The organism is Streptosporangium sp. NPDC051022, from assembly GCF_040683035.1.
Classification (GTDB): domain Bacteria; phylum Actinomycetota; class Actinomycetes; order Streptosporangiales; family Streptosporangiaceae; genus Streptosporangium.
Window position 1 is genome coordinate 1 of sequence record NZ_JBFBCF010000054.1, and the last position, 24810, is coordinate 24810.

The 24810-nt window shown below is 72.9% G+C and carries 23 protein-coding genes, 1 pseudogene and 1 riboswitch; of the genes and pseudogenes, 15 read left to right on the forward strand and 9 right to left on the reverse strand.

The features are described from left to right. The 5 genes and pseudogenes from AB0N02_RS45175 to hypE form a co-directional block, all read left to right on the forward strand. Nucleotides 1–210 (forward strand): annotated as a pseudogene (locus AB0N02_RS45175) (hydrogenase expression protein HypE); the annotation flags it as partial. Nucleotides 211–232: 22 nt separating this feature from the next. Continuing rightward, the gene (locus tag AB0N02_RS45180; RefSeq protein WP_363960941.1) at nucleotides 233–886 is read left to right on the forward strand and encodes a DUF5947 family protein; all 654 of its coding nucleotides are present in this window, start codon (nucleotides 233–235) and stop codon (nucleotides 884–886) included. After that, the gene (locus tag AB0N02_RS45185; protein WP_363960943.1) at nucleotides 883–1068 is read left to right on the forward strand and encodes a DUF6084 family protein; all 186 of its coding nucleotides are present in this window, start codon (nucleotides 883–885) and stop codon (nucleotides 1066–1068) included. The genes AB0N02_RS45180 and AB0N02_RS45185 overlap by 4 nt, the downstream gene beginning before the upstream one ends. Further along, nucleotides 1065–2495 (forward strand): hypothetical protein, encoded by a 1431-nt coding sequence (locus AB0N02_RS45190; RefSeq protein ID WP_363960945.1) that lies wholly within the window; start codon nucleotides 1065–1067, stop codon nucleotides 2493–2495. The genes AB0N02_RS45185 and AB0N02_RS45190 overlap by 4 nt, the downstream gene beginning before the upstream one ends. 32 nt (nucleotides 2496–2527) lie before the next feature. Continuing rightward, nucleotides 2528–3841 (forward strand): hydrogenase expression/formation protein HypE, encoded by a 1314-nt coding sequence (gene hypE / locus AB0N02_RS45195; protein WP_363960947.1) that lies wholly within the window; start codon nucleotides 2528–2530, stop codon nucleotides 3839–3841. Between the two features lie 129 nt (nucleotides 3842–3970). Here hypE and hypF read toward each other — a convergent pair whose 3' ends face one another. Beyond that, nucleotides 3971–6244 (reverse strand): carbamoyltransferase HypF, encoded by a 2274-nt coding sequence (hypF, locus tag AB0N02_RS45200; protein WP_363960949.1) that lies wholly within the window; start codon nucleotides 6242–6244, stop codon nucleotides 3971–3973. A gap of 300 nt (nucleotides 6245–6544) precedes the next feature. Next, nucleotides 6545–6826, reverse strand: a complete 282-nt coding sequence (locus tag AB0N02_RS45205; RefSeq protein ID WP_363960951.1) for a sigma factor-like helix-turn-helix DNA-binding protein — start codon at nucleotides 6824–6826, stop codon at nucleotides 6545–6547. A gap of 237 nt (nucleotides 6827–7063) precedes the next feature. Here AB0N02_RS45205 and AB0N02_RS45210 point away from each other — a divergent pair, with 237 nt between their 5' ends. Then, nucleotides 7064–7441, forward strand: a complete 378-nt coding sequence (locus tag AB0N02_RS45210) for a hypothetical protein (protein WP_363960953.1) — start codon at nucleotides 7064–7066, stop codon at nucleotides 7439–7441. A 108-nt stretch (nucleotides 7442–7549) separates the two neighbouring features. On the opposite strand, the gene AB0N02_RS45215 is transcribed toward AB0N02_RS45210, so the two are convergent. Then, complete coding sequence (locus AB0N02_RS45215; protein WP_363960955.1) at nucleotides 7550–8011, reverse strand: hypothetical protein; 462 nt, start codon at nucleotides 8009–8011, stop codon at nucleotides 7550–7552. Between the two features lie 272 nt (nucleotides 8012–8283). Between AB0N02_RS45215 and AB0N02_RS45220 the strand changes: the two genes are divergently transcribed. Continuing rightward, complete coding sequence (locus AB0N02_RS45220) at nucleotides 8284–8550, forward strand: hypothetical protein (protein WP_363960957.1); 267 nt, start codon at nucleotides 8284–8286, stop codon at nucleotides 8548–8550. Between the two features lie 191 nt (nucleotides 8551–8741). Here AB0N02_RS45220 and AB0N02_RS45225 read toward each other — a convergent pair whose 3' ends face one another. Beyond that, entirely contained in the window at nucleotides 8742–8906 is a 165-nt protein-coding gene (locus AB0N02_RS45225) for a hypothetical protein (RefSeq protein WP_363960959.1), read from the reverse strand. Between the two features lie 488 nt (nucleotides 8907–9394). On the opposite strand from AB0N02_RS45225, the gene AB0N02_RS45230 reads away from it, so the two are divergent. From AB0N02_RS45230 to cobM, 6 genes are all read left to right on the forward strand, one after another. Next, nucleotides 9395–10003, forward strand: a complete 609-nt coding sequence (locus AB0N02_RS45230; protein ID WP_363960961.1) for a DUF4240 domain-containing protein — start codon at nucleotides 9395–9397, stop codon at nucleotides 10001–10003. A 186-nt stretch (nucleotides 10004–10189) separates the two neighbouring features. Then, the gene (locus AB0N02_RS45235; RefSeq protein ID WP_363960963.1) at nucleotides 10190–10588 is read left to right on the forward strand and encodes a PPOX class F420-dependent oxidoreductase; all 399 of its coding nucleotides are present in this window, start codon (nucleotides 10190–10192) and stop codon (nucleotides 10586–10588) included. A 72-nt stretch (nucleotides 10589–10660) separates the two neighbouring features. Continuing rightward, nucleotides 10661–11209 carry a peptide deformylase gene (gene def / locus AB0N02_RS45240; protein ID WP_363960965.1) on the forward strand — a complete coding sequence of 183 codons (549 nt, stop codon included), beginning with the start codon at nucleotides 10661–10663 and terminating at the stop codon, nucleotides 11207–11209. A 91-nt stretch (nucleotides 11210–11300) separates the two neighbouring features. Next, entirely contained in the window at nucleotides 11301–11693 is a 393-nt protein-coding gene (locus tag AB0N02_RS45245) for a TIGR03618 family F420-dependent PPOX class oxidoreductase (RefSeq protein WP_363960967.1), read from the forward strand. Then, nucleotides 11686–12909 carry a precorrin-6y C5,15-methyltransferase (decarboxylating) subunit CbiE gene (cbiE, locus tag AB0N02_RS45250; protein ID WP_363960969.1) on the forward strand — a complete coding sequence of 408 codons (1224 nt, stop codon included), beginning with the start codon at nucleotides 11686–11688 and terminating at the stop codon, nucleotides 12907–12909. Before AB0N02_RS45245 ends, cbiE begins: the two co-directional genes overlap by 8 nt. Beyond that, nucleotides 12906–13649 carry a precorrin-4 C(11)-methyltransferase gene (cobM, locus tag AB0N02_RS45255; protein WP_363960971.1) on the forward strand — a complete coding sequence of 248 codons (744 nt, stop codon included), beginning with the start codon at nucleotides 12906–12908 and terminating at the stop codon, nucleotides 13647–13649. Before cbiE ends, cobM begins: the two co-directional genes overlap by 4 nt. A gap of 150 nt (nucleotides 13650–13799) precedes the next feature. Here the strand turns inward: cobM and AB0N02_RS45260 are convergent, their stop codons facing one another. After that, nucleotides 13800–14873, reverse strand: a complete 1074-nt coding sequence (locus AB0N02_RS45260; protein WP_363960973.1) for a cobalt-precorrin-5B (C(1))-methyltransferase — start codon at nucleotides 14871–14873, stop codon at nucleotides 13800–13802. A 68-nt stretch (nucleotides 14874–14941) separates the two neighbouring features. Between AB0N02_RS45260 and AB0N02_RS45265 the strand changes: the two genes are divergently transcribed. After that, entirely contained in the window at nucleotides 14942–15694 is a 753-nt protein-coding gene (locus tag AB0N02_RS45265) for a cobalt-precorrin-6A reductase (RefSeq protein ID WP_363960975.1), read from the forward strand. A 125-nt stretch (nucleotides 15695–15819) separates the two neighbouring features. On the opposite strand, the gene AB0N02_RS45270 is transcribed toward AB0N02_RS45265, so the two are convergent. The 3 genes from AB0N02_RS45270 to AB0N02_RS45280 are packed head-to-tail and all read right to left on the reverse strand — an operon-like array spanning nucleotide 15820 to nucleotide 19483. Next, a complete protein-coding gene (locus AB0N02_RS45270) occupies nucleotides 15820–17391 on the reverse strand; it encodes a precorrin-2 C(20)-methyltransferase (RefSeq protein ID WP_363961023.1) in 1572 nt (523 codons plus the stop codon). Nucleotides 17392–17396: 5 nt separating this feature from the next. After that, nucleotides 17397–18023, reverse strand: coding sequence for a precorrin-8X methylmutase (locus AB0N02_RS45275; protein ID WP_363960977.1), 627 nt, complete (start codon nucleotides 18021–18023; stop codon nucleotides 17397–17399). Further along, nucleotides 18020–19483 carry a precorrin-3B synthase gene (locus AB0N02_RS45280; RefSeq protein WP_363960979.1) on the reverse strand — a complete coding sequence of 488 codons (1464 nt, stop codon included), beginning with the start codon at nucleotides 19481–19483 and terminating at the stop codon, nucleotides 18020–18022. The genes AB0N02_RS45275 and AB0N02_RS45280 overlap by 4 nt, the downstream gene beginning before the upstream one ends. A 23-nt stretch (nucleotides 19484–19506) precedes the next feature. After that, nucleotides 19507–19700, forward strand: a riboswitch (cobalamin riboswitch). Between the two features lie 203 nt (nucleotides 19701–19903). Here AB0N02_RS45280 and cobN point away from each other — a divergent pair. Further along, complete coding sequence (gene cobN, locus AB0N02_RS45285) at nucleotides 19904–23566, forward strand: cobaltochelatase subunit CobN (RefSeq protein ID WP_363960981.1); 3663 nt, start codon at nucleotides 19904–19906, stop codon at nucleotides 23564–23566. Here cobN and AB0N02_RS45290 read toward each other — a convergent pair. After that, a complete protein-coding gene (locus AB0N02_RS45290; protein WP_363960983.1) occupies nucleotides 23527–24381 on the reverse strand; it encodes a haloacid dehalogenase-like hydrolase in 855 nt (284 codons plus the stop codon). The two genes, cobN and AB0N02_RS45290, sit on opposite strands and share 40 nt — an antisense overlap. Nucleotides 24382–24810: the final 429 nt, after the last annotated feature.

A 24810-nucleotide genomic window follows, 5' to 3' on the forward strand; every position in this document is an offset into this window, starting at 1 on the left:
TGTATCGCGTGCACGATGCCGGGGTTTCCGGACAAGTTCATGCCGTTCATGGACGAGCCGCCGGGGGCGCGGATCTCCTCGGCGGCCAGTGCGGCCTATGGCGGGGTGGTGCGTACGTTGCGGGGCATCACGCTCAAGACGGTGGACAAGGAGCCCCGATGGCGTCGGCGGGGGCGGGAATTGCTGACCGGTTACCGGGCGCCCTGGTGAGAGCCGTAAGGGCGACGGTGCGATGAACACGGGTCTGCGGCGGTTCACCGAACCCGCGCCCACCCCGCCCCGGGCCGCCGAGGAGCACTGCGAGCTGTGCGCCGAGCCGATCGGCTCCGGGCACGGCCACGTGGTCAACGTCGAGACCCGCGCCCTGATCTGCGCCTGCCGCGGCTGCCACCTGCTCTTCACCGCCGAGGGCGCGGCGATGGGCAGGTTCCTGGCGGTGCCGGACCGCTACCTGTACGCGCCCTCCTTCGCCCTCTCCGCGGCTGACTGGGACGAACTGCAGATCCCGGTGCGCATGGCGTTCTTCTTCCGCAACTCCGTCCTCGGCCGGACCGTCGCCTTCTACCCGAGCCCGGGCGGAGCGACCGAGTCCGAGCTCCCGATGGAGACCTGGGACCGGATCATGGCGGCCAACCCCGGTCTCGCCGGCGTCCTGCCGGACGTCGAGGCACTGCTCGTCGACCGCCGCGGCGACCGCTCCGCCTGCCACCTGGTGCCGATCGACGCCTGCTACGAACTCGTCGGCCTGGTACGGCTGCGCTGGAAGGGTTTCGGCGGCGGCCAGGAGGCGTGGGACGCCATCGACGCCTTCTTCGACGGCCTGCGCGGGCACAGCCGTCCGGTGGGCGGCGGCCCACCCGGTGACGACGAGGGGAGACGGCGATGACCGACCTGCCGGTACCCGTCCGGCGGGAGCCGATGGACCCCTGCCTCCCGGAGAGCGGGTGGCTGCGGCTGCGCCGCGAGACCCTGCGCGCCCTGCCCCGCTTCAAGTCCGGACGCGCCCTGGCCACCTGGGACGAGGCCGTGGCGACGCCGCCGGCCCGGACCGGGGAGGCGTCCCGATGAACACCCCGATGGAGATCGCCCGCAAGGTGGCCGACACCGTGCTGTACGAGGGCCACCTGCTCCACCCCTACCGTGCCTCCGCCGCCGGGAACCAGGCGCGATGGCAGTTCGGAGTGCTGGCCCCGCCCGCGTGCACGGCCACCGCCGACCCCTCGGCCTGCCAGACCGAATGCCTGCTCGAGGACGCGGGCTACGCGCCCCTGCACATCCGGCTGCGGTTCCTGCGGATCCTGTCCAGATCCGTCGAACGCGCCGAAGGCGAAGGATACCGCCCGGTCCCCGCCCTGGAGGCCGGCGGCCGGACCCACCTGACCTACGACGAGGCCGTCGAGACGCAGCACGACGCCCTGCTCCCGCTGCCCGCCCTGCTCGAGACCGAACAGGTCCTCGACGTCGGGGCCCCCGCGAGCCGTACCGTCGAACCGCTGGTGGACCCCGACGGGGAGCCGGTGGGCCGTGTCGTCCGCGAACACCGGCCGCTCGACGCGGTGATGCGGGTGCGGGCCGTACGGCTCGCCGGGCCGTACGGTCTGGTGAAACTGCGGGTGCGGGTCGAGAACACCGGCGGCTGGCACCCCGGGCCGGGCGCGTCGCGCGACGACGCGCTGCGCCACTCGCTGATCGCCACGCACACCCTGATCGCGACCGTGGACGGGGCGTTCCTGTCCCTGCTCGATCCCCCCGAGTGGGCGTGGGCCGAGGCGCGCTCGTGCCGCAACCTGCACACCTGGCCGGTGCTCATCGGCGAGGAGTACCGGCGCGACGTGATGCTGTCGGCGCCGATCATCCTGTACGACCACCCCATGGTCGCGCCGGAGAGCCCGGGAGACCTCTTCGACGCCACCGAGATCGACGAACTGCTCAGCCTCAGGATGCTCACCCTGACCGAGGAGGAGGAACAGGAGGCCGGAGCGACCGGCCCGCGTGCCGCCGAGATCGTCGACAGGGCCGCCGGCCTGCCGCCCGAACTGTTCGAGCGGCCGCACGGCGCCCTCCGCGGCACGCGCCCGGACAGCCAGGCCCGGCATCCGGCGGACTCGGAGCCGCTACAGGACCTGCCCTGGTGGGATCCGGGCGCGGATACCTCGGTGTCCCCGGAATCGGACGGCGTCGTCGTCGCCGGGGTGACCGTCGCCAGAGGCAGCAGGGTCCGGCTGCTGCCCGGCGGCCGAGCCACCCTTCCGGGGGCACCGAGCGGACCCTCCTCGTACGGGCGCCGCGCCGACGCCCACGACATGTTCCTGGCCGGACGGATCGCCACGGTCGAGGCCGTGCTGCTCGACGTGGACGGCGTCCACCACCTGGCCGTCACGCTGGCCGACGACCCCGGGGCGGACCTCCAGCGCGAACAGGGCCGCTTCCTGTACTTCTCACCCGACGAGGTCGAGCCGCTCGGCGACGACACGGACCGGCCGGACGTGTGGTGAACACGACGGCGGACAGGTGAGTGCCCAAGGGCGTGCTCAAGCCATGGGAGTGCAACGTGTTCGGCACGGCCTGCACGCCTGAGACCCCGATCGGCACCCGCGTGGTCTCCTCGGAAGGGGCCCGCGCGGCCTGCCACGACTTCGGCCGGTTCTCGCGCGAGCGAGTGAGGGATGAGGGAGGCGACACGGTGACCGACGTCGAGAGGACAGCGGGCTGGGCGGAGGCCGCGGTCCGCGAACACGCCGCCGAGGCGGAGCGGCCGAGCCGGGAGGAGCAGGTCCTCGAACGGATCGACCGGGCCCGCCGCCGCAAGGCCAGGGTGAAGGAGGAGCACATCACCATGGCCCACGGCGCGGGGGGCAAGGCCACACGGTCCCTGATCGAGGCGATCTTCCTTGAGGACTTCCGCAACCCGCTGCTGGAGCCGATGGAGGACGGCGCCGTGCTCGAGGCCGGCTCCCAGAGGCTCGCCTTCACCACCGACTCCTACGTGGTCTCCCCGCTCTTCTTCCCCGGAGGCGACATCGGGGACCTCGCGGTCAACGGGACCGTCAACGACCTGGCGGTGTGCGGCTCGCGCCCGCTGTACCTCTCGGCGGGCTTCATCCTGGAGGAGGGGTTCCCCGTCGACGACCTGCGGCGCGTCACCGCCTCGATGACCGCGGCCGCGAACGCGGCGGGCGTGCTGATCGTCACCGGCGACACCAAGGTGGTGCAGCGGGGCAAGGCCGACGGCTGCTACGTCAGCACCGCGGGGGTCGGGCTGCTGGAGCGGCCGGTCGCCCTCGGCGCGTCGGGAGCCAGGCCGGGCGACGCCGTCATCGTGTCGGGGCCGATCGGCGAGCACGGCGTCACGATCATGCTCGCCCGGGGCGAGCTGGACATCGAGGCCGACCTCGTCTCGGACACCGCGCCGCTGAACGGGCTGGTCGCCGCGCTCCTCGACGCCTGCGACGAGGTCTCCCCGGACGCGGTGCGCTGCATGCGCGACGCCACCCGGGGCGGGGTCGCGACCATCCTGAACGAGGTCGCGCACGCCTCCGGCGTCGCCGTGGTCGTCGAGGAGGACGCGATCCCGGTACGGCCCGCCGTACGGGGCGCGTGCGAGTTGCTCGGCATCGACCCGCTCTACGTCGCCTGCGAGGGGCGCCTGGTCGCCGTCGTGGACGGCGCCGCGGCGGACACGGCGCTGGCGGCCCTGCGCGCGCACCCCCTCGGCGAGGGCGCCGCGCTCGTCGGCCACGTCAAGGACGATCCGCCGGGCCTGGTGCTGTTGAAGACCGGCTTCGGCGGCACCCGCATCGTCGACATGCTGGTCGGAGACCCGCTGCCCCGGATCTGCTGAACCGGCGGGTCCGTCACGCGGCCCGAGCCCTCCCCGTCTCCCCGCGTGCCCTCTCCGTGCCCTCTCCGTGCTCCCGCGTGCCCTCCGCGCTTCCCCGCGCGCCCTCTCGACGTGACGAGGGCGCGGGGGTCAGCGCAGCCTGTCCCTGGCGCCGGCCACGGCGGCCTGGCCGAGACTGATCCCGCCGTCGTTCGGCGGCACCCGCCGGTGCAGCAGCACCTGGAAACCGCGCTCCGTCAGCAGGGTGACGGCCCGTTCGAGCAGCAGGACGTTCTGGAACACGCCCCCCGACAACGCCACCGCCGACAGGCCGCTCGTCTCCCGCACGCGGACGCAGCCGTCGGCGACGACGTGGGCGACCGCGTTGTGGAACCGGGCGGAGACCACCCCGGGCTCCGTGCCCGCCCGTACGTCGTCGGCGACCGCCCTGACCAGGTCGGCGCCGTGTACGGAGAAGGGGGCCTCGCCCGTCACGCGGAAGCCGTACGTGCCCGTCTCCCGCGGGTCGGCGAGCTGCTCCCACTCGACCGCGGCCTGCCCCTCGTAGCCGACCACGTCGCGGTGGCCGGCGATCGTCGCGACCGCGTCGAACAACCGGCCCATGCTCGAGGTGAGGGGGGCGTTCACCCCGCGGCGGCCGAGCGCGACGACGCCCTCCCAGCTCGCCGCGTTGCGCCGGACGACCTCCAGGTCACCGGGTACGGCGCCGTCGTAGGCCGCGTCGAGGTAGGCGGCGGCCATCCGCCACGGCTGCCTGATCGCCGCAGCCCCTCCCGGCAGCGGCACCGTGGCCAGATGGCCCGCCCGCTCGAAACCGGCCAGGTCAGCCACCAGGAACTCGCCGCCCCACAGCGTCGCGTCCCGGCCGTAGCCGAGCCCGTCGAAGGCCACGCCGATCACCGGTCCCGCCACCCCGTTGTCGGCCAGGCAGGAGGCGATGTGCGCGTGGTGGTGCTGCACCGCGACCAGATCGACCCCCTCCCCGGCCAGCGCGTACTTGGTCGACAGGTACTCCGGGTGCAGATCGTGGGCGACCACCTCGGGAGCGACGTCGAACAGCCGCAGGAAGTGGCCGACGCCCTCGGTGAAGGACCGGAACGTCTCGTAGTTCTCCAGGTCGCCGATGTGGTGGGACACGAAGGCGTGGCCGCCCTTCGCGACGCAGAAGGTGTGCTTCAGCTCGGCGCCGCAGGCCAGCACGGGCCGGGGGAAGTCCCACGCGAGCGGCAGCGGATGCGGGACGTGACCGCGCGAGCGCCGGAGCGGCAGCTCGCCGCCGCGGAAGACCCGCACGACCGAGTCGTCCGTGCGGGTACGGATCGGCCGCTCGTGGGTGAGGAAGGCGTCGGCGATGCCGCCCAGCCGGGCGAGGGCCTCGCCGTCGAGGTGGGCGATCGGCTCGTCGGAGACGTTCCCGCTGGTCAGTACCACCGGGGTGGCCGACCGGCGCAGCAGCAGATGATGCAACGGGGTGTAGGGGAGCATCAGGCCGAGCCAGCGGCTCCCCGGCGCCACCGAGGGCGCGACGGCGGCCTCCGGACGCCGCCGCAGTAGCACGATCGGGTGGGAACGGGCGGTGAGCAGCCGCTCCTCGGCCTCGCCGACCTCGCACAGCCGCCGTGCCTCGGCCAGGCCGGAGACCATGACCGCGAAGGGCTTGTCCTCCCGGTGCTTGCGGGAACGCAGCGTGGCCACCGCCGGCTCGCAGGCGGCGAGCACGGCCAGGTGGTATCCGCCGAGTCCCTTGACGGCCAGCACCTTCCCGTCGCGCAGCAGCTCCACGGCCCCTTCCAGCGGATCGTCGCCGATCTCCTCGCCCGCGTGGCCGAGCAGCCGCAGCCGGGGACCGCAGGCCGGGCAGCACACCGGCTGGGCGTGAAAACGCCGGTCCCGCGGATCGTGGTACTCCCGCGCGCAGTCCTCGCACATGGCGAAGGCCGCCATCGTGGTGTTCGGCCTGTCGTAGGGCACGTCCTCGACGATCGTGAACCGGGGGCCGCAGTTCGTGCAGTTGGTGAACGCGTAGCCGTACCGTCGGTCCGCCGGGTCGTCCATCTCGCGCAGGCAGTCCTCGCAGGTGGCCACGTCCGGTGAGACGAGCGCGCGTTTCTCCCCGCCCGCCGAGCTCCGCGCGATGACGAAGCCGGTCTCGCCCGTCGGGGGAAGCACGCGGGTGCTGATGCGCTCGATCACCGCCAGCGGCGGCGGGTTTCCGCTGAGTGCGGCCGTGAACTCCTCGACCCGGGACGGCGCTCCCTCGATCTCGATGAACACGCCGCGCTCGTCGTTGCCGACCAGGCCGCCGAGGCCGAGTCTCGTCGCCAGGCCGTACACGAAGGGGCGGAATCCGACCCCCTGCACGATGCCCTCGACTCTGATCGCGGAGCGCACACGTGTGCTCACCCGGACATTGTTCATCGGGCCTGTGACCTGCCGCAACGAGGCGCGCGAGGTGAGGGTGGGGTGGGGACGAGAGGGGGCGGGAGAGCGGGGAACGGCTCGATCTCGCCTTTTCACCCACCGGGCCGGTCGTGGCCTCCGCCGTCCGCTCCTGGGGGACGGCTCCGTGGCTGGTCTCTCTCGCGGGACGGCTTCGTGAGCGGTTCCGTGAGTGGTCGCGCAGGCGGTTCTGTGAGTGGTTTCGTGAGTGGTCGCGTGGGTGGTTTCGCGGGACGGGTTCGTGAGTGGTTTCGCGGGACGGTTCTAGGCGGCGGCCGGGAGGAGGTCGCCGAGGTCGTGGCCGAGGCCGGCGCCGGGCTCCTCGTTCCTGCGCCGCGCCGCGGTGCGCTGCTGGGCGCGGCGGTGAAGCTGGCGGCAGGCGGTCTCGGTCAGGCCCATGGTCTCGGCGATCTCGCGGTAGCCGTAGGAGAAGGCCTCCCGCAGCACGAACACCTGCCGCTCGGCCGGGGTGAGCCCGTCGAGCCGGGCGTCGGCGGTGGAGTCGGTGGTGGAGCCGGTGGTGACCGCCCGCAGGTTCGCGCTCATGGGATCCGCCTTCCAGGTCGTCGCTTCTGACATCTCCAACTCTGCCGTCCCGGGCACCGGAAGACAGTCACGGCGGCACCGCTCTCGACAGGGGGGTCAGCACTACCATCCCTCAGCCCATCAACTACACACTCTCTCCCATATCGCCATAAATCACCGAGCACATCCGGTCTGCGATCGTCTATGGTCGGCGAAAGTCGGCTCGAACCGGTTCGGGGGACGGTGGATCTTTCCCGTTTGGAGCGCCAACGCCTGGTCGCGGTCACCGCGGCCCGGTCCACGGACGAGTCCGGCGTCTCCGAAGTGTTCGAGGTCTGGCTCCATCTGGAGCCGGTGACCGTCCTGGTCCGTGTCGCGGCTGACTGGACGCTGCGGATCACATCGGACGAGCCTGGGGAGAGCTACACGATGCCGGAGTTCGGTATTCGTGTCGACGTCATCCCGGCCCCTGACGAAGTTCCGTTCGTACGGCACATCGGCGAACGGCTGGTGCGGGTGATCGAGCGATTCGACAGCCGATATCTCACTCAGCGCATGGGGGCGGAGTTCGTCTTCGACACGGGAAGCGTGGTCGCCTGGAGCTTTGGAGGCGATCTCCACCTGGCCGGCCGATGAGCTCGGGAACGCCGGTGTGGGCCTCTGCTCGAAACAATCGCTCGACGACCCTGGACGGACGTGATCCCACTCGTGGGGAGGGGACGCCGGCGTTCCCCCGGTTCGTCTCTACGACGGGTGAGGTTCTCCGGGTTCGGCCGACGGTGTCCGCCCCGGGAGAACGGTCGCGATGACGAGGAGCGCACCGAGCCCCAATGCGATACGGTGCCGCGTCCGGCTCGCCACGACGGCCGTCGCCCAGAGCGCGGCTCCCTTCCGCGCCGGAGGCAGGGGCGACCGGGCCGTCAGGAGCAGCGCGACGACGGCCACGACGTAACAGAGGACCGACGGCCAGAGTTCTTCGACGGGTAGGACGGCGCCGGTGAGGGGGTGGGTGTCGGGCGGAAGAGAGATCGCGAACAGCCGGAAGGCGAGAACAGCGCAGATCGCCGCGATTCCCAGGCTCACGGTCCGCGGCGAGGCGCGCAGCAGGAGACCGGCCAGGAACACCGGCAGCAGAAGCTCGCCCCACGAGAGCAACTGATTCGTCAGTGCGTCGGTAAGGTGTCGTCCCCAAAGCGAAAGGATCATCTTGCCGCAGTCCTCCTAACCCGTAATGAAGTGTTCGAACTTCCGCGACGGTACCCCTTACGACCCAGCTGTTCACCATGCCCAGCACCATGTGGCTACCTCCTTGAGGGTTTCCATGGCGTTGCGGTCTGTGCTTCGCTGAGGTCTCGGATCACCTCGCCGTCGAAACACGCGACTTCTCGATGCGCACCTGGCCCGGAGAAAACAAGACGGGAGAGCAGTACTGACACCGCGCAAAGCGACGTTCGCCCCGTAGGAAATACAGTTGGTTTGTGAGCGACGGCGAACAGCCAGGACTGGACGAGATCGAGCAGCGCTTTGCCACGATCCTCGACGGACGGATCAGCCGGGATGAGGCAGACCGTTGGGCGGCCCGCTGGGTTCTCGACGATTCGCTTGTCTGGGGTGACGTGGCCTGGTGGGCGTTGTGCCTCCTGCATGGGATCGATCTGGCTCACGGACCGGATGGGCCCTTCCTGCACGATGACGAACAGGTACGCCGATGGCTTGAGGAACTACGGCACCGCCGTTCCAGATGATTCTCCCCTCATATCGCCTGTTCGAGATCGCCGTCCGGTGGTTTGGCATGATGCTTACCGATGAGCATGCGGAGCAGTAGCGGAAACAACGGGGGCCATAAGAGCTGAATGCTGATGGGGACCGTCTTCAGGCGCAGAAAAGCCCCGCACGAGGAGAGAGCGGGGCTTTCGTGAACCTGGGACTGAGAACTCTAGATCTGGTCTATTGACTTCACCGGATCGGCATGAATCATCAAGATGAGTTCGCCGTCTTCCTTGAAGGTATAGCGGCCCCCGTCCTCATTGACCGTGTCCGCCCACACGGTCCGCTCCCCGTCTAACCCCTTGTTGATCACATACTTGCGCTTTCTGGGCATACGGATCGCACCTTCCTTGAAGAGCCGTGGATGATCGTCACGTAAGCACGTCCATGCGCGGTGTGCGCGGGGTTGTAGGTAAACATGACCCTGGGGTAAGAGCAGGCGTAGGAGGGGTCCCCGTCGGGCTATGAGGGAGGGAGGCAACTCTCGCACCATGCTTTCGTGGAAATCCCTTGGATGACCTTGAACTGGCCGCGGATCAAAGGCCGGGACTGTGTGCTCATGGTCCGTGGACGTTTTTCTGTGGCAGTGCTAGCCGGTCGGCGGTAACGGTCGGCCGACCTGCGTACGGACCGGATCATCGGGCGCACGGCTTGTCCGGGAGCGTGGTAGCCGGACCTGAGCGTCCAGGGGACATGCCCCGGTGCCGCCGGTGTTCTACGGCGATCGTGGCCGGGTTTCGATCGGCGTCCTGATCCGCAGCTGTCGTGTGAAGGCTTCGCGGGGCTGTACGCGGAGGGTCACGGATACCATGATCATCTTTCGTGGATGTGGACGCCTTCTGGGAGCTGGTCGAGCGGTCCGACAGGGAGAGCGGCACCAGACGGGAACGGCTGGCCTGGCTGGAGAACGAGCTCTCCCGGCTTCCGGCCGAGGAGATCGTCGACTTCAAGATGTGGTGGTGCTCGGTCACCGGCCGGCTGTGCACCTGGGACATGTACGCGGTGTACTGCTGCACCGTCGGCTGGGGATCGTTGAACGGTTTCGAGTACTTCGTGAGCTGGCTGGTGAGCCTGGGGCGCGAACCGTTCGAGCGGGTGGCGGAGTGCGCGGACGAGGCGATCGAGCTGCCTCAGCTCCTGCGCCTGCTCGAGATCCTCCGCGCGAGGATCGCCAACGGCGAGTCTCCGTCATGGTCCGAGGAGGAGGAACCGAATTTCGAGCTCCTGGGCCATGTGACGCTCGGCCCGTACCGGAGGGTCACCGGCCTGGACACGGGGTCGCCGGGCGATGCCGTTCGCGCCCGAGGGGTCCACCCGAGGTTCCCGCTCATCGAGCTCAGGCTCGGCGGTGAGGAATGGGACTTCGGCGATCACACGGAGATGGTTCGCAGACTTCCCCGCCTCGCCCGCCATCGGGGAATCTCCCAGTAGGCGGCTCCCTCTGGATGAGGGGGCCGGGTGGGTGGGCAGGGTGCGCGCCCGCTCCTCCGAAACGCCGCGGGGCTGGTACACGGGGGAGCGGCGGGGGACGGAATCGGTGTGGGGGTGATGGAATCGATCAGTTACGTGTGGTGTTCGATTGGTCCGTAGGTACAACGTGAAATCGTGGAGGTCCCCGTGGGAAAGCTGAACGACGACGCCAAGGAACTGCTCAACCAGCCGATTCACGGCTGGGTGACCACCGTGCGGCCTGACGGTTCGCTGCACAGCACCGTCGTCTGGGTGGCCGTCGACGGAGACGACGTCCTCTTCAACACGGCCGTCGGCCGCGTCAAGGAGCGCCACCTGCGCGCCAACCCGCAGGTCTCGGTGAGCGTGCTCGACCCCAATGATGCCTTCCACCTGGTGAGCGTCTCGGGCACCGCCGAACTGGAGCCGGAGGGCGCGGACGCGGTCATCGACGGCCTGGCGAAGAAGTACCTCGGGGTCGACACCTACCCCTACCGTCAGCCGGGCGAGCAGCGCATCACCGTCAGGATCAAGCCTGAGCAGGTCATCTACAGCGGAGGCCGCTGACCGTCCGCCCCGTGGATCCCGCCCGTCCGGGTAGTCTGCTGCGACACACCCGGCGACCTGGAGGCGTTACGGATGGAAACGAACGGTGAGGGCACGGCCAGGCCGATCACGTGCGTCGGAGAGCCGGTGCTGCACCGCCCGTGTGAGGACGTGACCCGCTTCGACGAGGAGCTGGCCGCGCTGGTGGCCGACATGTTCGCGAGCATGTACGCCGCCGAGGGCGTCGGGCTGGCGGCCAACCAGATCGGGGTGGGCCTGAGGGTGTTCGTCTACGACTGCCCCGACGAGACCGAGGAGTACCGCAAGGGCGTCGTGGTCAACCCGGCCCTGGTGCTGCCCGCGCCGGACGAGCAGCACCTGGACGAGTACGACGAGGGCTGCCTGTCGGTGCCCGGGCAGCGCGCGTCCCTGGCCAGGCCGGACCGCGCCGTGGTGCACGGGTTCGATGTCACCGGCGCGCCGGTCACGGTCGAGGGCACCGGGCTGCTCGCCCGCTGCCTGCAGCACGAGACCGACCACCTGAACGGCACGCTGTACATCGACCGGCTCCCGGCCGAGCGGCGCGAGCAGGTCCTGGCGGCCTACGAGCGGGAACGCGACGGGGCATCCGTCGCGGACTGACCGGGGCGGGCCAGGCGGAGCCGATCCTCCGCCCGGCCGGCCCTGCGGCTAGCATGTCGCCCCGTAGACGCAGCGACGGGAGGGGCGGCCGGTGTTGAAGGATCGCGGTGACGGGTTCCAGGCCTTCTGGCGGGAGTACCACCTGTGCACGCTGACCACCTTGCGGGCGGACGGCACCCCGCACGTCATCCCGGTCGGGGTGACGCTGGACGCGGAGGCCGGGATCGCCCGGGTGATCACCTCGGGGGGCTCGCACAAGGTCCGCCACGTGCTGGCCGCCGGAGACGAGGGCGCGACGGTCGCGGTCTGCCAGGTGGACGGCGGCCGCTGGTCGACGCTGGAGGGGCGCGCGGTCATCCGCCGCGACCCCGAGTCGGTCGCCGAGGCCGTGCGCCGCTACACCGAGCGCTACCGGCAGCCCAGGGAGAACCCGGCCCGCGTCGTGATCGAGATCCGTGTGACCCGGGTGCTCGGCAATGTCTGATCCGGTCACGGTCGTCGGCATCGGCGCCGACGGCTGGGCCGGTCTGTCCCCGGCGGCACGGCGCGAGCTGGAGGCCGCCGAGGTCCTGATGGGGAGCGCCAGGCAGCTCGCGCTGGTGCCGGAACGGGGCGCCGAGCGCGTCGCCTGGCCCTCGCCCCTGCTGCCCGCGCTACCCGCCCTGCTCGACTCCCACCGGGGGCGCAGGGTGTGCGTGCTGGCCAGCGGCGACCCCATGTTCCACGGCGTCGGCACGACGCTGGTCCGGCTGCTGGGCGCCGGGCGGGTCCGGGTGCTGCCGTCCCCCTCGTCGGTCTCGCTGGCCTGCGCCAGGCTCGGCTGGGCCGCCGACCGGGCCGAGGTGGTCAGTCTCGTGGCACGCCCCGTCGAGACGCTGCACACCGTGGTCCACCCGGGCCGCAGGCTGCTGGTCCTCAGCGAGGACGGCCGTACCCCCGCCGGGGTCGCCGCGCTGCTGACCGCGCGGGGCTACGGCGAAAGCCCCATGACGGTCCTGGAACACCTCGGCGGCGCCGAGGAGCGCCTGATCTCCGGTACGGCGGGCGGCTGGTCCCTGCCCGCCGCCCGCGACCTCAACGTCGTGGCCGTCGAATGCCGCGCGGACGCCGCGGCCGTGCCCGTGCCCTGCCTGCCCGGCCTGCCCGACGAGGTGTTCGAGCACGACGGCCAGCTGACCAAGCGCGAGGTACGGGCGGTGACCCTGTCGCGCCTCGCGCCCGTCCCCGGCGAACTGCTGTGGGACGTCGGCGCGGGGGCGGGCAGCGTCGCGATCGAGTGGATGCGCGGCCACCGGGCCAACCGGGCGATCGCCATCGAAAGGGACACCGCGCGGGCGGAGCGGGTCTCCCGCAACGCCGCCGCGCTGGGCGTGCCCGGCCTGAACGTGGTGACCGGTGCCGCGCCCGGGGCGCTCGCCGGGCTCGAGACCCCCGACGCCGTCTTCGTCGGCGGCGGGGTGACCGTCCCCGGGGTGGTCGAGGACTGCTGGCGGGCGCTGCGGCCCGGCGGCAGGCTGGTGGCCAACGCGGTGACCGTCGAGTCGGAGGCCGTGCTGGCCTCCTGGTACGGCAGGCTCGGCGGAGACCTGGTCAGGCTGGCGGTCGGCAGGGCGGCCCCGGTCGGCGGGTTCACCGGCTGGCGGTCCATGATGCCGGTGACGATCTGGACGGCGGTCAAGCCGGTGGAGGAGGAACGATGACGGTGCGGTTCGTCGGGGCGGGACCGGGCGCCGCCGACCTGATCACCGTGCGGGGGCAGCGGGTGATCGCGTCGTCGCCGGTGTGCCTGTACGCCGGTTCGCTGGTCCCGGCCGAGCTGCTGGAGTGCTGCCCGCCGGGGGCGCGCCTGGTCGACACGGCCAGGATGACGCTGGAGGAGATCGTGGCGGAGATGCTCGCCGCCCACGAGGCGGGCCACGACGTGGCCAGGCTGCACTCCGGCGACCCCTCGGTGTTCAGCGCGATGGCCGAGCAGATGCGGCGCCTGGACGCCGCGGGCGTGCCGTACGAGGTGGTTCCCGGGGTGCCCGCCTTCGCCGCGGCGGCCGCGTCGCTGAAGCGGGAGCTCACCGTGCCCGGGGTCGGCCAGACGATCGTGCTGACCCGGACCTCGGCGCGCGCCACCCCCATGCCCGAGGGTGAGGACCTCGGCACGCTCGGCAGCGGCCGGGCCACGATGGTCCTCCACCTGGCCGTGCAGCGGGTCGAGGCGGTCGTGGAGGAGCTGATCCCCAACTACGGCGCCGACTGCCCGGTGGCCGTGGTCGCCAGGGCCAGCCGGGACGACGAGGTGATCCTGCGCGGCACGCTCGCCGACATCGCCGCCCTGGTCCGCGCCGCGGGCGTCGTCCGCACCGCGGTGATCGTGGTCGGCAGGGTGCTGACCGCCTCCGAGTTCCCCGACAGCCACCTGTACTCGGCCGCCCGCTGCCGTGACTGAGCCCGTCGCGCCCGGCGCCGGAGCCTCCCGTTCCGTCACGCCGCACACCGGACCGTCCCGTTCCGGGAGCGGGCCGGGGCCGGGGCCGGGGTCGGCGCGCGGGTGGCGGTCACGCCTCCTCACCGGACGGCCGTACGGCACCGGCCGGGGTCAGCCCGCGCGGCCGACGATCACCCCCGCGCGGTCGATGACCACCACGTCGACCGTCACGGGAGCCCCGCGCAGCACGCCGGTGGCCGTCTCCCGGGCACGCTCGGCGACCAGGTCGCCCAGCGGAAGCCCCGCCTCCTGGCACAGCCGCAGCGCGTGCAGCGCGGTGTTGGCCTCCAGCACCCGCCCGGCCAGCCTCTCGTCCCCGCCCGCCGAGCGGACCATCCCGGCCAGCAGTTCCGGGTTGACCTGCGAGCGGCCCGAGTGAAGGTCCAGGTGGCCGTCGGCGAGCTTGGAGAGCTTGCCGATCCCCCCGGCGACGGTCAGCCTCGGGACGGGATGCCTGCGCAGATACTTCAGGACGGCTCCCGCGAAGTCGCCCATGTCGAGCAGCGCGTCCTCCGGCAGCCCGTACAGCTCCGCCGCGACCCGCTCGGAGGTGCTTCCCGTGCATCCGGCGACGTGCTCGCGGCCCGCCGCCCTGGCCACGTCGACGCCCCGCCGGATGCTGTCGATCCAGGCGGAGCACGAGTAGGGCACCACGATGCCCGTGGTGCCGAGGATCGAGATGCCGCCCAGGATCCCCAGGCGGGGGTTCCAGGTCTTGCGTGCCAGCTCCTCGCCGTGCTCGACGGAGATCTCCACGACCACGTCCCCGGTCCCGCCGTACCGGGCGGCGACCTCGGCGACGTGCTCGCGCATCATCCGCCGGGGGACGGGATTGACGGCCGGTTCCCCCACCGGGAGCGGCAGCCCCGGCTTGGTGACGGTGCCGACCCCGGGACCCGCGGTGAACACCACTCCGGTGCCGGGGGCGCCGTGCCGTACCGTCGAGGAGATCAGCGCGCCGTGCGTCACGTCGGGATCGTCGCCGGCGTCCTTGACCACCGCGGCCATGGCGCCGCCACCGGTCAGCCGCTCCCTCGCCAGCGCGAACGCCGGGCGCTGCCCCCGGGGCAGGAGGATCTCCACCGGGTCGGGGAAGGCGCCGGTCAGCAGCGCGGTGTAGGCGGCGGTCGTGGCCGCCGTCGCGCACGCGCCGGTGGTCCATCCGTGGCGCAGGGGTGTGCTCATGGTCCCGGCACCGTCCGGTATGGCGGAGCGGACCGCCCCGGGCGAAGAACCGAGAGAAAGGCGAAGGTGTGCTGAACATCCTGGTGCTGGGCGGTACGGACGAGGCCAGGCGGCTGGCGGCCGGGCTCGCCGGGCGCGCCGGGACGCACGTGGTGTCCTCCCTGGCGGGACGGGTCCGCGATCCCAGACTGCCGGTCGGCGAGGTGCGCGAGGGCGGCTTCGGCGGCCCCGCCGGGCTGGAGGCGTGGATCCGGGAGCACCGCGTCGACGTCGTCGTGGACGCCACGCACCCGTTCGCCGCCCGGATGACCGCCTCCGCGGCCGAGGCGACCGGGCGGGCCGGGGTGCCGCTGCTGATCCTGCGGCGCCCGGGCTGGCAGGAGGGGCCGGGCGACGACTGGCGCTGGACGCCGTCGCTGGAGGCGGCGGCCGGGCTGCTGCCCGGACTGGGGGAGCGGGTCTTCCTGACCACCGGCCGCCGGAGCCTGCCGGTCTTCGCGGGTCTCGACGGACTGTGGTTCCTGGCCCGCTCGGTCGACCCGCCGGAGCCGCCCCTCCCGCGCCACGCGGAGGTGCTGCTCAGCCGGGGGCCGTTCACCGTGGAGGGGGAGCTGGCCCTCATGCGGGACCACCGGATCGACGTGGTGGTCACCAAGGACAGCGGCGGCCGGATGACCACCGCCAAGCTGTTCGCGGCCCGTGAGCTCGGGCTTCCCGTCGTCGTCGTGCGGCGCCCGGCCACGCCCGCAGGCGTCCCCGCGGTCGAGACGGTCGAGGCGGCGCTCGCCTGGCTGGAGAGCGTGCCGGGCCGCGCGGGCTGACGCGGCCCCGGGCCGCGGCGCGGCCGGCGCGGCCTGAGCAGCCGGGGTGTCCGGGGCGGCGGGCACGCGGAACGACACCGTCCCCGGCCGGGTGATCGCGGCCGGGGGGACGGGCGGGACGGCGGTCACGCGGGGTAGCGGCGCGGGGTGAACACCACCCGGCCGCCGTCGCCCCGCTCGGCGATCCGGGTGGTCGAGGACCCCACGAGCAGCAGGCAGCGCATGTCCACCGCGGCCGGGTCGAGCTCGCCGAGGGTGGTGACGGTCATGCTCTCCCCGGTACCGCCCACGTTCCGGCCGACGACCACGGGCGTCTGCGGCGCGCGGTGCTCCAGCAGCAGGTCCCTGGCCGCGGCGACCTGCCAGGTGCGGCTCCTGGAGGCCGGGTTGTAGATCGCCAGCACCAGGTCGGCCCGGGCGGCCGCGCTGATCCGCCCTGCGACGACCTCCCACGGCTTGAGCAGGTCCGACAGCGACAGCACGCAGTAGTCGTGGCCGAGCGGCGCCCCCGCCCGGCTCGCCACCGCGTGCGCCGCGGTCAGTCCGGGCAGCACCCGCACCGGGACGTCGGCGAACCGCGGTTCGCAGGCGACCTCCAGGACCGCGCTGGCCATGGCGAACACCCCGGGATCACCGGAGGAGACCACGGCGACCCGTGACCCGCCCGCGGCCAGTTCCAGGGCGTGCGCCGCCCGCTCGGCCTCGACCCGGTTGTCCGTCGGATGGCGGCGCTGACGCGGGTTCGGCGGGACCCGGTCCAGGTAGGGGCCGTAGCCGACGAGCTCGTCCGCGGCGGCCAGCGCCTCCTGCGCCTCCGGGGTCAGCCACGGCCGCCCCGCGGGACCGAGCCCGACCACGACCACCTCGCCGGGACCGCCGCCCGCCGTCCCGTCCACCGCCCCGCCCGTCACCTCGCCCGTCACCTCGGGCACCGCCGCGGCGGGCGTCTCCCGTGCCGCCGGGCCGGGCGAGGCCGCGTTGACTGGGCTCGGGATCAGCGCCAGCGAGAAGTACGGCACGCTGCCGGGATCCACCTCGGCGAGCGGGGCCAGGCGCTGGGCGCCGGTGGTCGCGCGTTCCACGTACCAGGCCTCGTCGAGGCGGCCCGCCTCGGCCAGCGCGTCCCGCACCTTGGTGAACGTCCGGCCGAGCTTGAGGATCGCCGCGGAGTCCGTGGTGGCGAGCCGTTCGGCGATGACCTCCGCCGGGAGCGTCCCCGGCAGCACGGTCAGGATCTCGTCCCGCTCGACCAGCGGCCTGCCGAGGACGGCCGCGGCGCCGCTCACCGAGGTCACGCCGGGAACGACCTCGGTGACGTAGTGGTGGGCGAGACGCTTGTGCATGTGCATGTAGGAGCCGTAGAAGAGCGGATCGCCCTCGCACAGCACCACCACGTCGCGGCCCGCGTCCAGGTGGGCGGCCAGCCGAAGCGCGCAGTCGGCGTAGAAGTCGTCGATGGCGCCCTGGTAGCCGCCGGGGTGGTCGGTGGTCTCGACGGTGAGCGGGTAGATCAGGGCTTCCTCGATCTGGCCGTCACGCAGGTACGGCGCGGCCACCGAGCGGGCGATGCTCCTGCCGTGACGGGCACTGTGGAAGGCGATCACGTCCGCCTCCCCGATGAGCCGGGCGGCCTTGACGGTCACCAGCTCCGGATCACCGGGTCCCAGCCCCACTCCCCAGAGCCGTCCGGCCTGCATGTCGCTCACTCGTCCTCACTCGCGATCGCGTTGACCGCGGCGGCGGTCATCGCACTTCCGCCCCGGCGCCCGTGCACGACCAGGTACTCCAGGCCCGCCGGGTGTTCGGCGAGGGCCTGCTTGGACTCGGCGGCTCCGATGAAACCGACCGGGACGCCGAGCACGGCCGCCGGTCGCCCGGCACCCTCATCGACCATCTCCAGCAGCCGGAACAGCGCGGTCGGGGCGTTGCCGATCGCGACCACCGCCCCTTCGAGGCGGTCGCGCCACAGTTCGAGCGCGGCGGCGCTGCGGGTGGTGCCGAGCCGTTCGGCCAGCTCCGGCACCCCGGGGTCGCCCAGCGTGCAGATCACCTCGTTGTCCGCGGGCAGGCGGCGGCGGGTCACCCCGGAGGCGACCATCATCGCGTCGCACAGCACCGGCGCGCCCGCGCGCAGGGCGGCGCGGGCGGAGGCCACCACGCCGGGCGACCAGCCGAGGTCGCCGACCAGGTCGACCATCCCGCAGGCGTGGATCATACGGACCGCCACCTGGGCGACGTCCGGGGGCAGGCCGTCCAGGTCGCTCTCGGCGCGGATGGTGGCGAAGGAACGCCGGTAGATCTCCGCGCCGTCACGGACGTAGTCGATCACGTTTCCCCTCTCAGGGCCGTCACCACGGCCGTGGTCTCTTCGATGTCCGCGCAGTTCAGGCTTCTGCCGTCCAGATCGATCCGGTAACCGGCGGCGGTGGCGACCACGTCGGCGACCCGCCCCCTGGGACGACCGCAGCGCCGTTCGCAGCCCGCCCAGTGCACGGGGAGCGTACCGGTGCGCGGCGAGCCCGCCGCATCCGGGGCCGTGACCGCGGGGGCGGCCACACCGGCGGCCACATCAATGGTCACATCAATGGTCACATCGACGGTCGTGTCGGTGGACATGGCGGCGGTCGTGTCGGTGGACATGTCGGTGGACATGGTGGCGGACATGGCCCTGGTCGCGTCCGCCCGCACGTCGGCCAGCGACTTGGCGCAGCCGGGGCGGCCCGTGCAGGCCGTCACACCCGTCCACGGAGAGCCGGGGTCGACGACCAGACCCACCTTTCCGGCCAGGGCGGCGGCCCCGGCGGCCTCGGCGGGGGTCAGGCCGGGCAGGACCACGCCGCGCCACGGCGTCAGCCGTACCCCGGCGGGGGAGGCCAGGTCCGCCAGCAGCCCCGCCTGGGCGGAGGTCAGCCGTCCCAGCGGCACCGCGACCCCGAGCACCGCCGGACCTTCCGGCTCTCCGAGGATTCCCACCGGTTCCCACCCGGTGGGCGCCTGCGCGCGAGGCAGGAGCGGGCTCGTCCGCCCGGCCCCCACGGCGGAGCCGACCCGGACGGCGACTCGGACGGCGATCCGTTCGGCGCAGCCGGGCAGCTCGCCGATCCGCCAGGCGCGCGCCCGCCGGACCTCGGGCTCGGCCAGGAACGCCTCGGCGGCGGCGAGCAGGGCGGTCACCGCCGAGCCGATCGGCACGCGCAGGCCGCTGTCGGTGCCCGCGAGGATCAGGGCGGCCTCGCCGGGGCCGGTCGGCAGGATTCCGGCGTCGGGGTCGAGCCAGGCCACGTCGCCCCGGCCGTCGTCGAACGCGAACAGGAAACGCCCCGGCAGACCGGCGAGCGCGGGCGTGCCGCAGAGCCGCCGGTCCAGGTCGGAGACCAGCGGGCTCACGTCGAGCATCCCCCGGCCGTCGCACCCGGTCAGAGGGGAGGCGAGGATGTTGCGGACCCGCTCGTGGGTGGCCGAGGGCAGCAGCCCCGCGGCCGCCATGCGGGCCGCGAAGCCACCGTCCGCGAAATCGGTGTCCGTGAGGTCACCGCCCGTGGAGTCACCGTTCGCGTGACCGCCGTCCGCGCCGAGCCCGCGCACCTGGACGTTCGCGCGGGAGGTCAGTTCGATGACGCCGCTCCCGCAGGCCGAGGCGGCGTCGGCGAGCTCCCGGAGCTGGGAGGACGTCAGCCGTCCCCCGGGCACCCTGATCCGCGCCAGGCCGCCGTCGGCGGCGGCGTGCACCTGGAGGGCACCCGGGCACGCGTCAGGCCGCGATCGCCCGGAGAAGTCGCCAATGAACACGCTGAGGATGTTAGCTCCAGTTTCTTGCGAGGAACCTCGCTGCCGTAGTCTCATCGTTGGCGACGGCAAAGGGAGGAAGCCGGTGTGAATCCGGCGCGGTCCCGCCACTGTAACCGGGGAGCGAACCCCATCCAGGCCACTGTCCGACCGACGGACGGGAAGGCTGGGGGGAGCGTCGATCCGGGAGCCAGGAGACTCCAGCCGTCGTAGCCGACGACGACCCGGGGCGAGGACCCCGAGGGAGGAAGCCCCCGTGCGCTGTTCGCCGTTCCCCTGCCGGCCCGTGACACCGCAGAACCCCGCCGCCCCGCCCGCCGTACGGCCGGGCCGTGTCACTTCGCCCGCCGTACGGCCGGGCCGCGCCGCCTCGCCCGGCGTGTCCCCGTGCCGCGCCGTCCCGCCCACCGCGGAGGGCGACGCGTGATCCTTCTGCTCTCCACCTCCGACACCGACCTGCTCAGCGCCCGCGCGAGCGGCGCGGACTACCGCCTCGGCAACCCCGCCAGGCTCACCGCGCAGGACCTGCCGCCCCTGGTCGAGGGCGCCGACCTGGTCGTGGTCCGGCTGCTCGGCGGGCGCCGCGCCTGGGAGGAGGGCCTGGACGCCCTGCTCGCCGGACCCCTGCCCGTCGTCGTGCTCGGCGGCGAGCAGGCGCCCGACGCCGAGCTGATGGAGCTGTCGACCGTGCCCGGCGGGGTCTGCGCCGAGGCGCACGCCTACCTCGCCCACGGCGGCCCGGCCAACCTCGCCGAGCTCGCCCGGTTCCTGTCGGACACCCTGCTGCTGACCGGGCACGGGTTCGCCGCGCCCGCCCCGACCCCCGCCTGGGGCGTGCTGGAGCGCGAGGCGCGCCGCCAGGACGGCCCCGTCGTCGGGGTGCTCTACTACCGAGCCCACCACGTCGCGGGCAACACCGCCTTCGTCGAGACCCTCTGCTCGGCCGTCGAGGACGCGGGCGCCCGCGCGCTGCCCGTCTACTGCGCCTCCCTGCGCAGCGCCGAGCCCGGCCTGCTGGAGACCCTGCGCACGGTCGACGCCCTGGTGGTGACCGTGCTCGCCGCGGGCGGCACCCGCCCGGCCACCGCCTCGGCCGGTGGCGACGACGAGGCCTGGGACGTCGGCGCGCTCGCCGAGCTGGACGTGCCGATCCTGCAGGGCCTGTGCCTGACCGGCGGCCGGGCCGCCTGGGAGGAGAACGACGACGGCCTGTCCCCGCTCGACGCGGCGACCCAGGTCGCGATCCCCGAGTTCGACGGGCGGATCATCACGGTGCCGTTCTCCTTCAAGGAGATCGACGGGGACGGCCTGACCGTCTACGTCGCCGACCCCGAGCGCGCCGCGCGGGTGGCGGGCATCGCCGTACGGCACGCCACGCTCCGGCACGTCCCGCCCGCCGAGCGGCGGATCGTGCTGATGCTGTCGGCCTACCCCACCAAGCACTCCCGGATCGGCAACGCGGTCGGCCTCGACACCCCGGCGAGCCTGGTGCGGCTGCTGGCCGCGATGCGCGAGCGGGGCTACGACATCGGCGCCGAGGGCGAGCTGCCAGGCGTGACCGAGCAGGACGGCGACGCGCTGATCCACGCCCTGATCGCCGCGGGCGGGCAGGACCCCGACTGGCTCACCGAGGAGCAACTCGCCGGCAACCCCGTTCGCATCGCGGCGGCGCGGTACGCCCGGTGGTACGCCACGCTGCCCGAGGACCTGCGCTCCGACGTGGAGGAGCACTGGGGATCCGCGCCGGGCGAGCTGTTCGTCGACACCTCCCGGGATCCGGACGGCGAGATCGTGCTGGCCGCGCTGCGCGCGGGCAACGTCGTGGTCATGGTGCAGCCGCCCCGGGGGTTCGGCGAGAACCCCATCGCGATCTACCACGACCCCGGCCTGCCGCCCAGCCACCACTACCTGGCGGCCTACCGCTGGCTGGCCGACGGTTTCGGCGCGCACGCCGTGGTGCACGTGGGCAAGCACGGCAACCTGGAATGGCTGCCCGGCAAGTCGGCGGGCCTGTCGGCCTCCTGCGGCCCGGACGCCGCGCTGGGAGACCTGCCGCTGATCTACCCGTTCCTGGTCAACGACCCCGGCGAGGGCACCCAGGCCAAGCGCCGCGCCCACGCGACGCTGGTCGACCACCTCGTCCCGCCGATGGCCCGCGCCGACACCTACGGGGACATGACCAGGCTGGAGCAGCTCCTCGACGAGCACGCCTCCATCGCCGCGATGGACCCGGCGAAGCTGCCCGCGATCCGCGCGCAGATCTGGACCCTGATCCAGGCCGCCCGGCTCGACCACGACCTCGGCATCGAGGACCGTCCGCACGACGCCGAGTTCGACGACTTCCTGCTGCACGTCGACGGCTGGCTGTGCGAGGTCAAGGACGTCCAGATCCGTGACGGCCTCCACGTGCTGGGCGCGGCGCCCGAGGGCGCGGCGCGCGTCGACCTGGTGCTCGCCATCCTCCGCGCCCGTCAGATGTGGGCCGGTGGCCAGGCGCTGCCCGGGCTCCGCGAGGCCCTGGGGCTCCGCGAGGACGGTACGGCGGGCCGCCTGGGCACCGACGAGGCCGAGACGCTGGCCAGATCGCTGGTCGAGGCCATGGAGGAGCGGGGCTGGGACCCGGAGGCCGCCGCCGAGGTGGCCGCGACCGTGCCGGGAACCGCCAGGACGGGGTCTGCCCCGGACACCCCGGATACTCCGGATACCCCGGACGCTCCGGATGGCGGGGCCGGTTCCGGGCAGGTCGAACGCATCCTGAGGTTCGCGGCCGAGGAGGTCGTGCCCCGGCTGGCGCGCACCACTGACGAGATCGGCGCGATCCTGCACGCCCTCGACGGCGGGTACGTCCCGGCCGGGCCGAGCGGGTCGCCGCTGCGCGGGCTGGTCAACGTGCTGCCCACGGGCCGCAACTTCTACTCGGTCGACCCCAAGGCCGTGCCGAGCAGGCTGGCCTGGGAGACCGGGCAGGCGATGGCCGACTCCCTCCTGGAGCGCTACCGCGCCGAGACCGGCGACTGGCCGCGCTCGGTCGGCCTGTCGGTGTGGGGGACCAGCGCCATGCGCACGGCCGGCGACGACGTGGCCGAGGTGCTGGCGCTGCTGGGCGTGCGTCCGGTGTGGGACGAGGCGTCGCGGCGGGTCACCGGCCTCGAGCCGATCCCGGCGGAGGAGCTCGGCCGCCCCAGGGTGGACGTCACGGTCCGGATCAGCGGATTCTTCAGGGACGCGTTCCCGCACGTGGTGGCCATGCTGGACGACGCCGTACGGCTGGCCGCCGCGCTGGAGGAACCCGAGGAGCGCAACTACGTCAGGGCGCACGTGCTGGCCGACACCCGCGAGCACGGCGACGAGCGCAGGGCCACGATGCGGATCTTCGGCTCACGGCCGGGTGCCTACGGCGCCGGGCTGCTGCCGCTGATCGACAGCCGCAACTGGCGCGACGACGCCGACCTCGCCGAGGTGTACGCGGTGTGGGGCGGTTTCGCCTACGGCAGGGGCGTCGACGGTGTCCCGGCCAGGCGGGACATGGAGACGGCCTACCGGAGGATCGCGGTCGCGGCCAAGAACGTCGACACCCGCGAGCACGACATCGCCGACTCCGACGACTACTTCCAGTACCACGGCGGCATGATCGCCACCGTCCGCGCGCTCACCGGGAAGGCGCCCGCCGCCTACATTGGCGACAGCACCCGCCCCGACGCGGTCCGCACCCGGACGCTCTCCGAGGAGACCTCCAGGATCTTCCGCGCCCGGGTGGTCAACCCGCGCTGGCTGGCCGCCATGCGCAGGCACGGCTACAAGGGCGCCTTCGAGCTCGCCGCGACCGTCGACTACCTGTTCGGCTACGACGCGACCACCGGGGTGGTCGCCGACTGGATGTACGACAAACTGGCCGCGACCTACGTGCTGGATGAGGAGAACCAGGCCTTCCTGGCCGAGTCCAACCCGTGGGCGCTGCACGGCATCGCCGAACGGCTGCTGGAGGCGGCCGGGCGCGGCATGTGGGAGCACCCCGACCCCGACATCCTGCGGGAGCTCCAGGAGGTCTACCTCAAGTCCGAGGGGGATCTGGAGGACGGCGGCTGAGCGGCGGGTCCGGCCGCCGGAGTGGGAGCGGCGGCCGGACCGGAGGCCGGACAGGAGGCCGGACAGGAGGTCGGAGTGGGAGCGGCGGCCGGATGGGAGGCCGGACCGGAGGGCTCCGTCCGCCACGGCAGGACCGTGCAGTCGCCGTCCGTCCCGGCCAGGATGCGTCTCAGGTGGGAGGCGGACGGGCTGATCGCGAAGCGGCGCCGGGCGGCGAGCAGCAGGGGCAGGTCGCTCGCGCTGTCGGAGTAGGCGTAGCCGAAGGGTGTCGCCGTTCCGGCCGCCCGCAGCATGAGCACCTTGCCGCCGCCGAGGCAGCGCTCGTCCACGACGAGCCCGCCGAGCATCCGTCTCTCGCGCGTGGCGACGATCTCCACGTCGTGGAGCCCGAGCTCCACGCAGACCGCCCGGACGATCCGCAGCCCGGAACCGCTGGCGATCACCACCCGGTCGCCCCGGGCCAGGTGCTCGCGCAGCCGGGCCAGTCCCGCGCGCATCGGGTTCGCCGACCCCGGCCCCGCGTGCCCGGCCGCGAAGGCGCGGGCCAGCCGGTCGAGCTCCTCGTCGTCCCGGCCGACGGTGGCGAACCAGCACAGACCCGACAGCGCGGCCTTGCGCGTCCTGGTGCTGGGCAGCGCCCGCAGCGAGGCGATCACCGGCAGCGCCGGCAGGAGGAGCGCCAGACGCCACGGCTGCCGTCTCATGAGCCAGCGCAGGAACCACTCGCCGCACTCGCCCCGCACCAGGGTGTCGTCCAGGTCGAAGACGGCGACCCCGGGGGGCTCCCCGGAGGGCAGGGGGGAACTGTCGTCCACAGGCGGGTTCCTTCGAGGGGCGTGGGCGTCCGCCGGGCGGCGGGACATCCGTGACCGGCCGTCCCGGCCCGCGGATCCGGCCGGACCGTGACGTGAGGCGGGACGAGCGGGGCGGACGGAGAACGCGCCGACCGGACCGTGACGTGGGATGGGACGAGCGGGACGGGCGGAGAACGCGCCGGTCGGCCCGCACGCGGACGTCACCGTCCGTTCACCTGTGACGGGCCCGGCGCGCGATCAGTGTGCCATGTCGCGGACCGCTTGACCATGGGGGGAGCGTTCCAATTAATGCGATAAAAGTTTCTGGAAAGGTGCTGACCGAAACGGCCGTGGCGACGCCGGCCGTCCGGGGATCATCGCTGATGGGATCACTTGGATCGCTCCAGGAAGGGCCGGTCGGAGATAAAAGGTGCTGCCCGCTGAAACCGT

Excerpts from the sequence above, each read along its gene's own strand:
- AB0N02_RS45225 (WP_363960959.1), bottom strand. The coding sequence starts at position 8,906 with ATGCCCAGAAAGCGCAAGTATGTGATCAACAAGGGGTTAGACGGGGAG.
- AB0N02_RS45260 (WP_363960973.1), bottom strand. The coding sequence starts at position 14,873 with ATGAGCACACCCCTGCGCCACGGATGGACCACCGGCGCGTGCGCGACG.
- cbiE (WP_363960969.1), top strand. The coding sequence starts at position 11,686 with ATGTCTGATCCGGTCACGGTCGTCGGCATCGGCGCCGACGGCTGGGCC.
- def (WP_363960965.1), top strand. The coding sequence starts at position 10,661 with ATGGAAACGAACGGTGAGGGCACGGCCAGGCCGATCACGTGCGTCGGA.
- AB0N02_RS45185 (WP_363960943.1), top strand. The coding sequence starts at position 883 with ATGACCGACCTGCCGGTACCCGTCCGGCGGGAGCCGATGGACCCCTGC.
- AB0N02_RS45190 (WP_363960945.1), top strand. The coding sequence starts at position 1,065 with ATGAACACCCCGATGGAGATCGCCCGCAAGGTGGCCGACACCGTGCTG.
- AB0N02_RS45180 (WP_363960941.1), top strand. The coding sequence starts at position 233 with ATGAACACGGGTCTGCGGCGGTTCACCGAACCCGCGCCCACCCCGCCC.
- AB0N02_RS45270 (WP_363961023.1), bottom strand. The coding sequence starts at position 17,391 with ATGCAGGCCGGACGGCTCTGGGGAGTGGGGCTGGGACCCGGTGATCCG.
- cobM (WP_363960971.1), top strand. The coding sequence starts at position 12,906 with ATGACGGTGCGGTTCGTCGGGGCGGGACCGGGCGCCGCCGACCTGATC.
- AB0N02_RS45215 (WP_363960955.1), bottom strand. The coding sequence starts at position 8,011 with ATGATCCTTTCGCTTTGGGGACGACACCTTACCGACGCACTGACGAAT.
- AB0N02_RS45205 (WP_363960951.1), bottom strand. The coding sequence starts at position 6,826 with ATGAGCGCGAACCTGCGGGCGGTCACCACCGGCTCCACCACCGACTCC.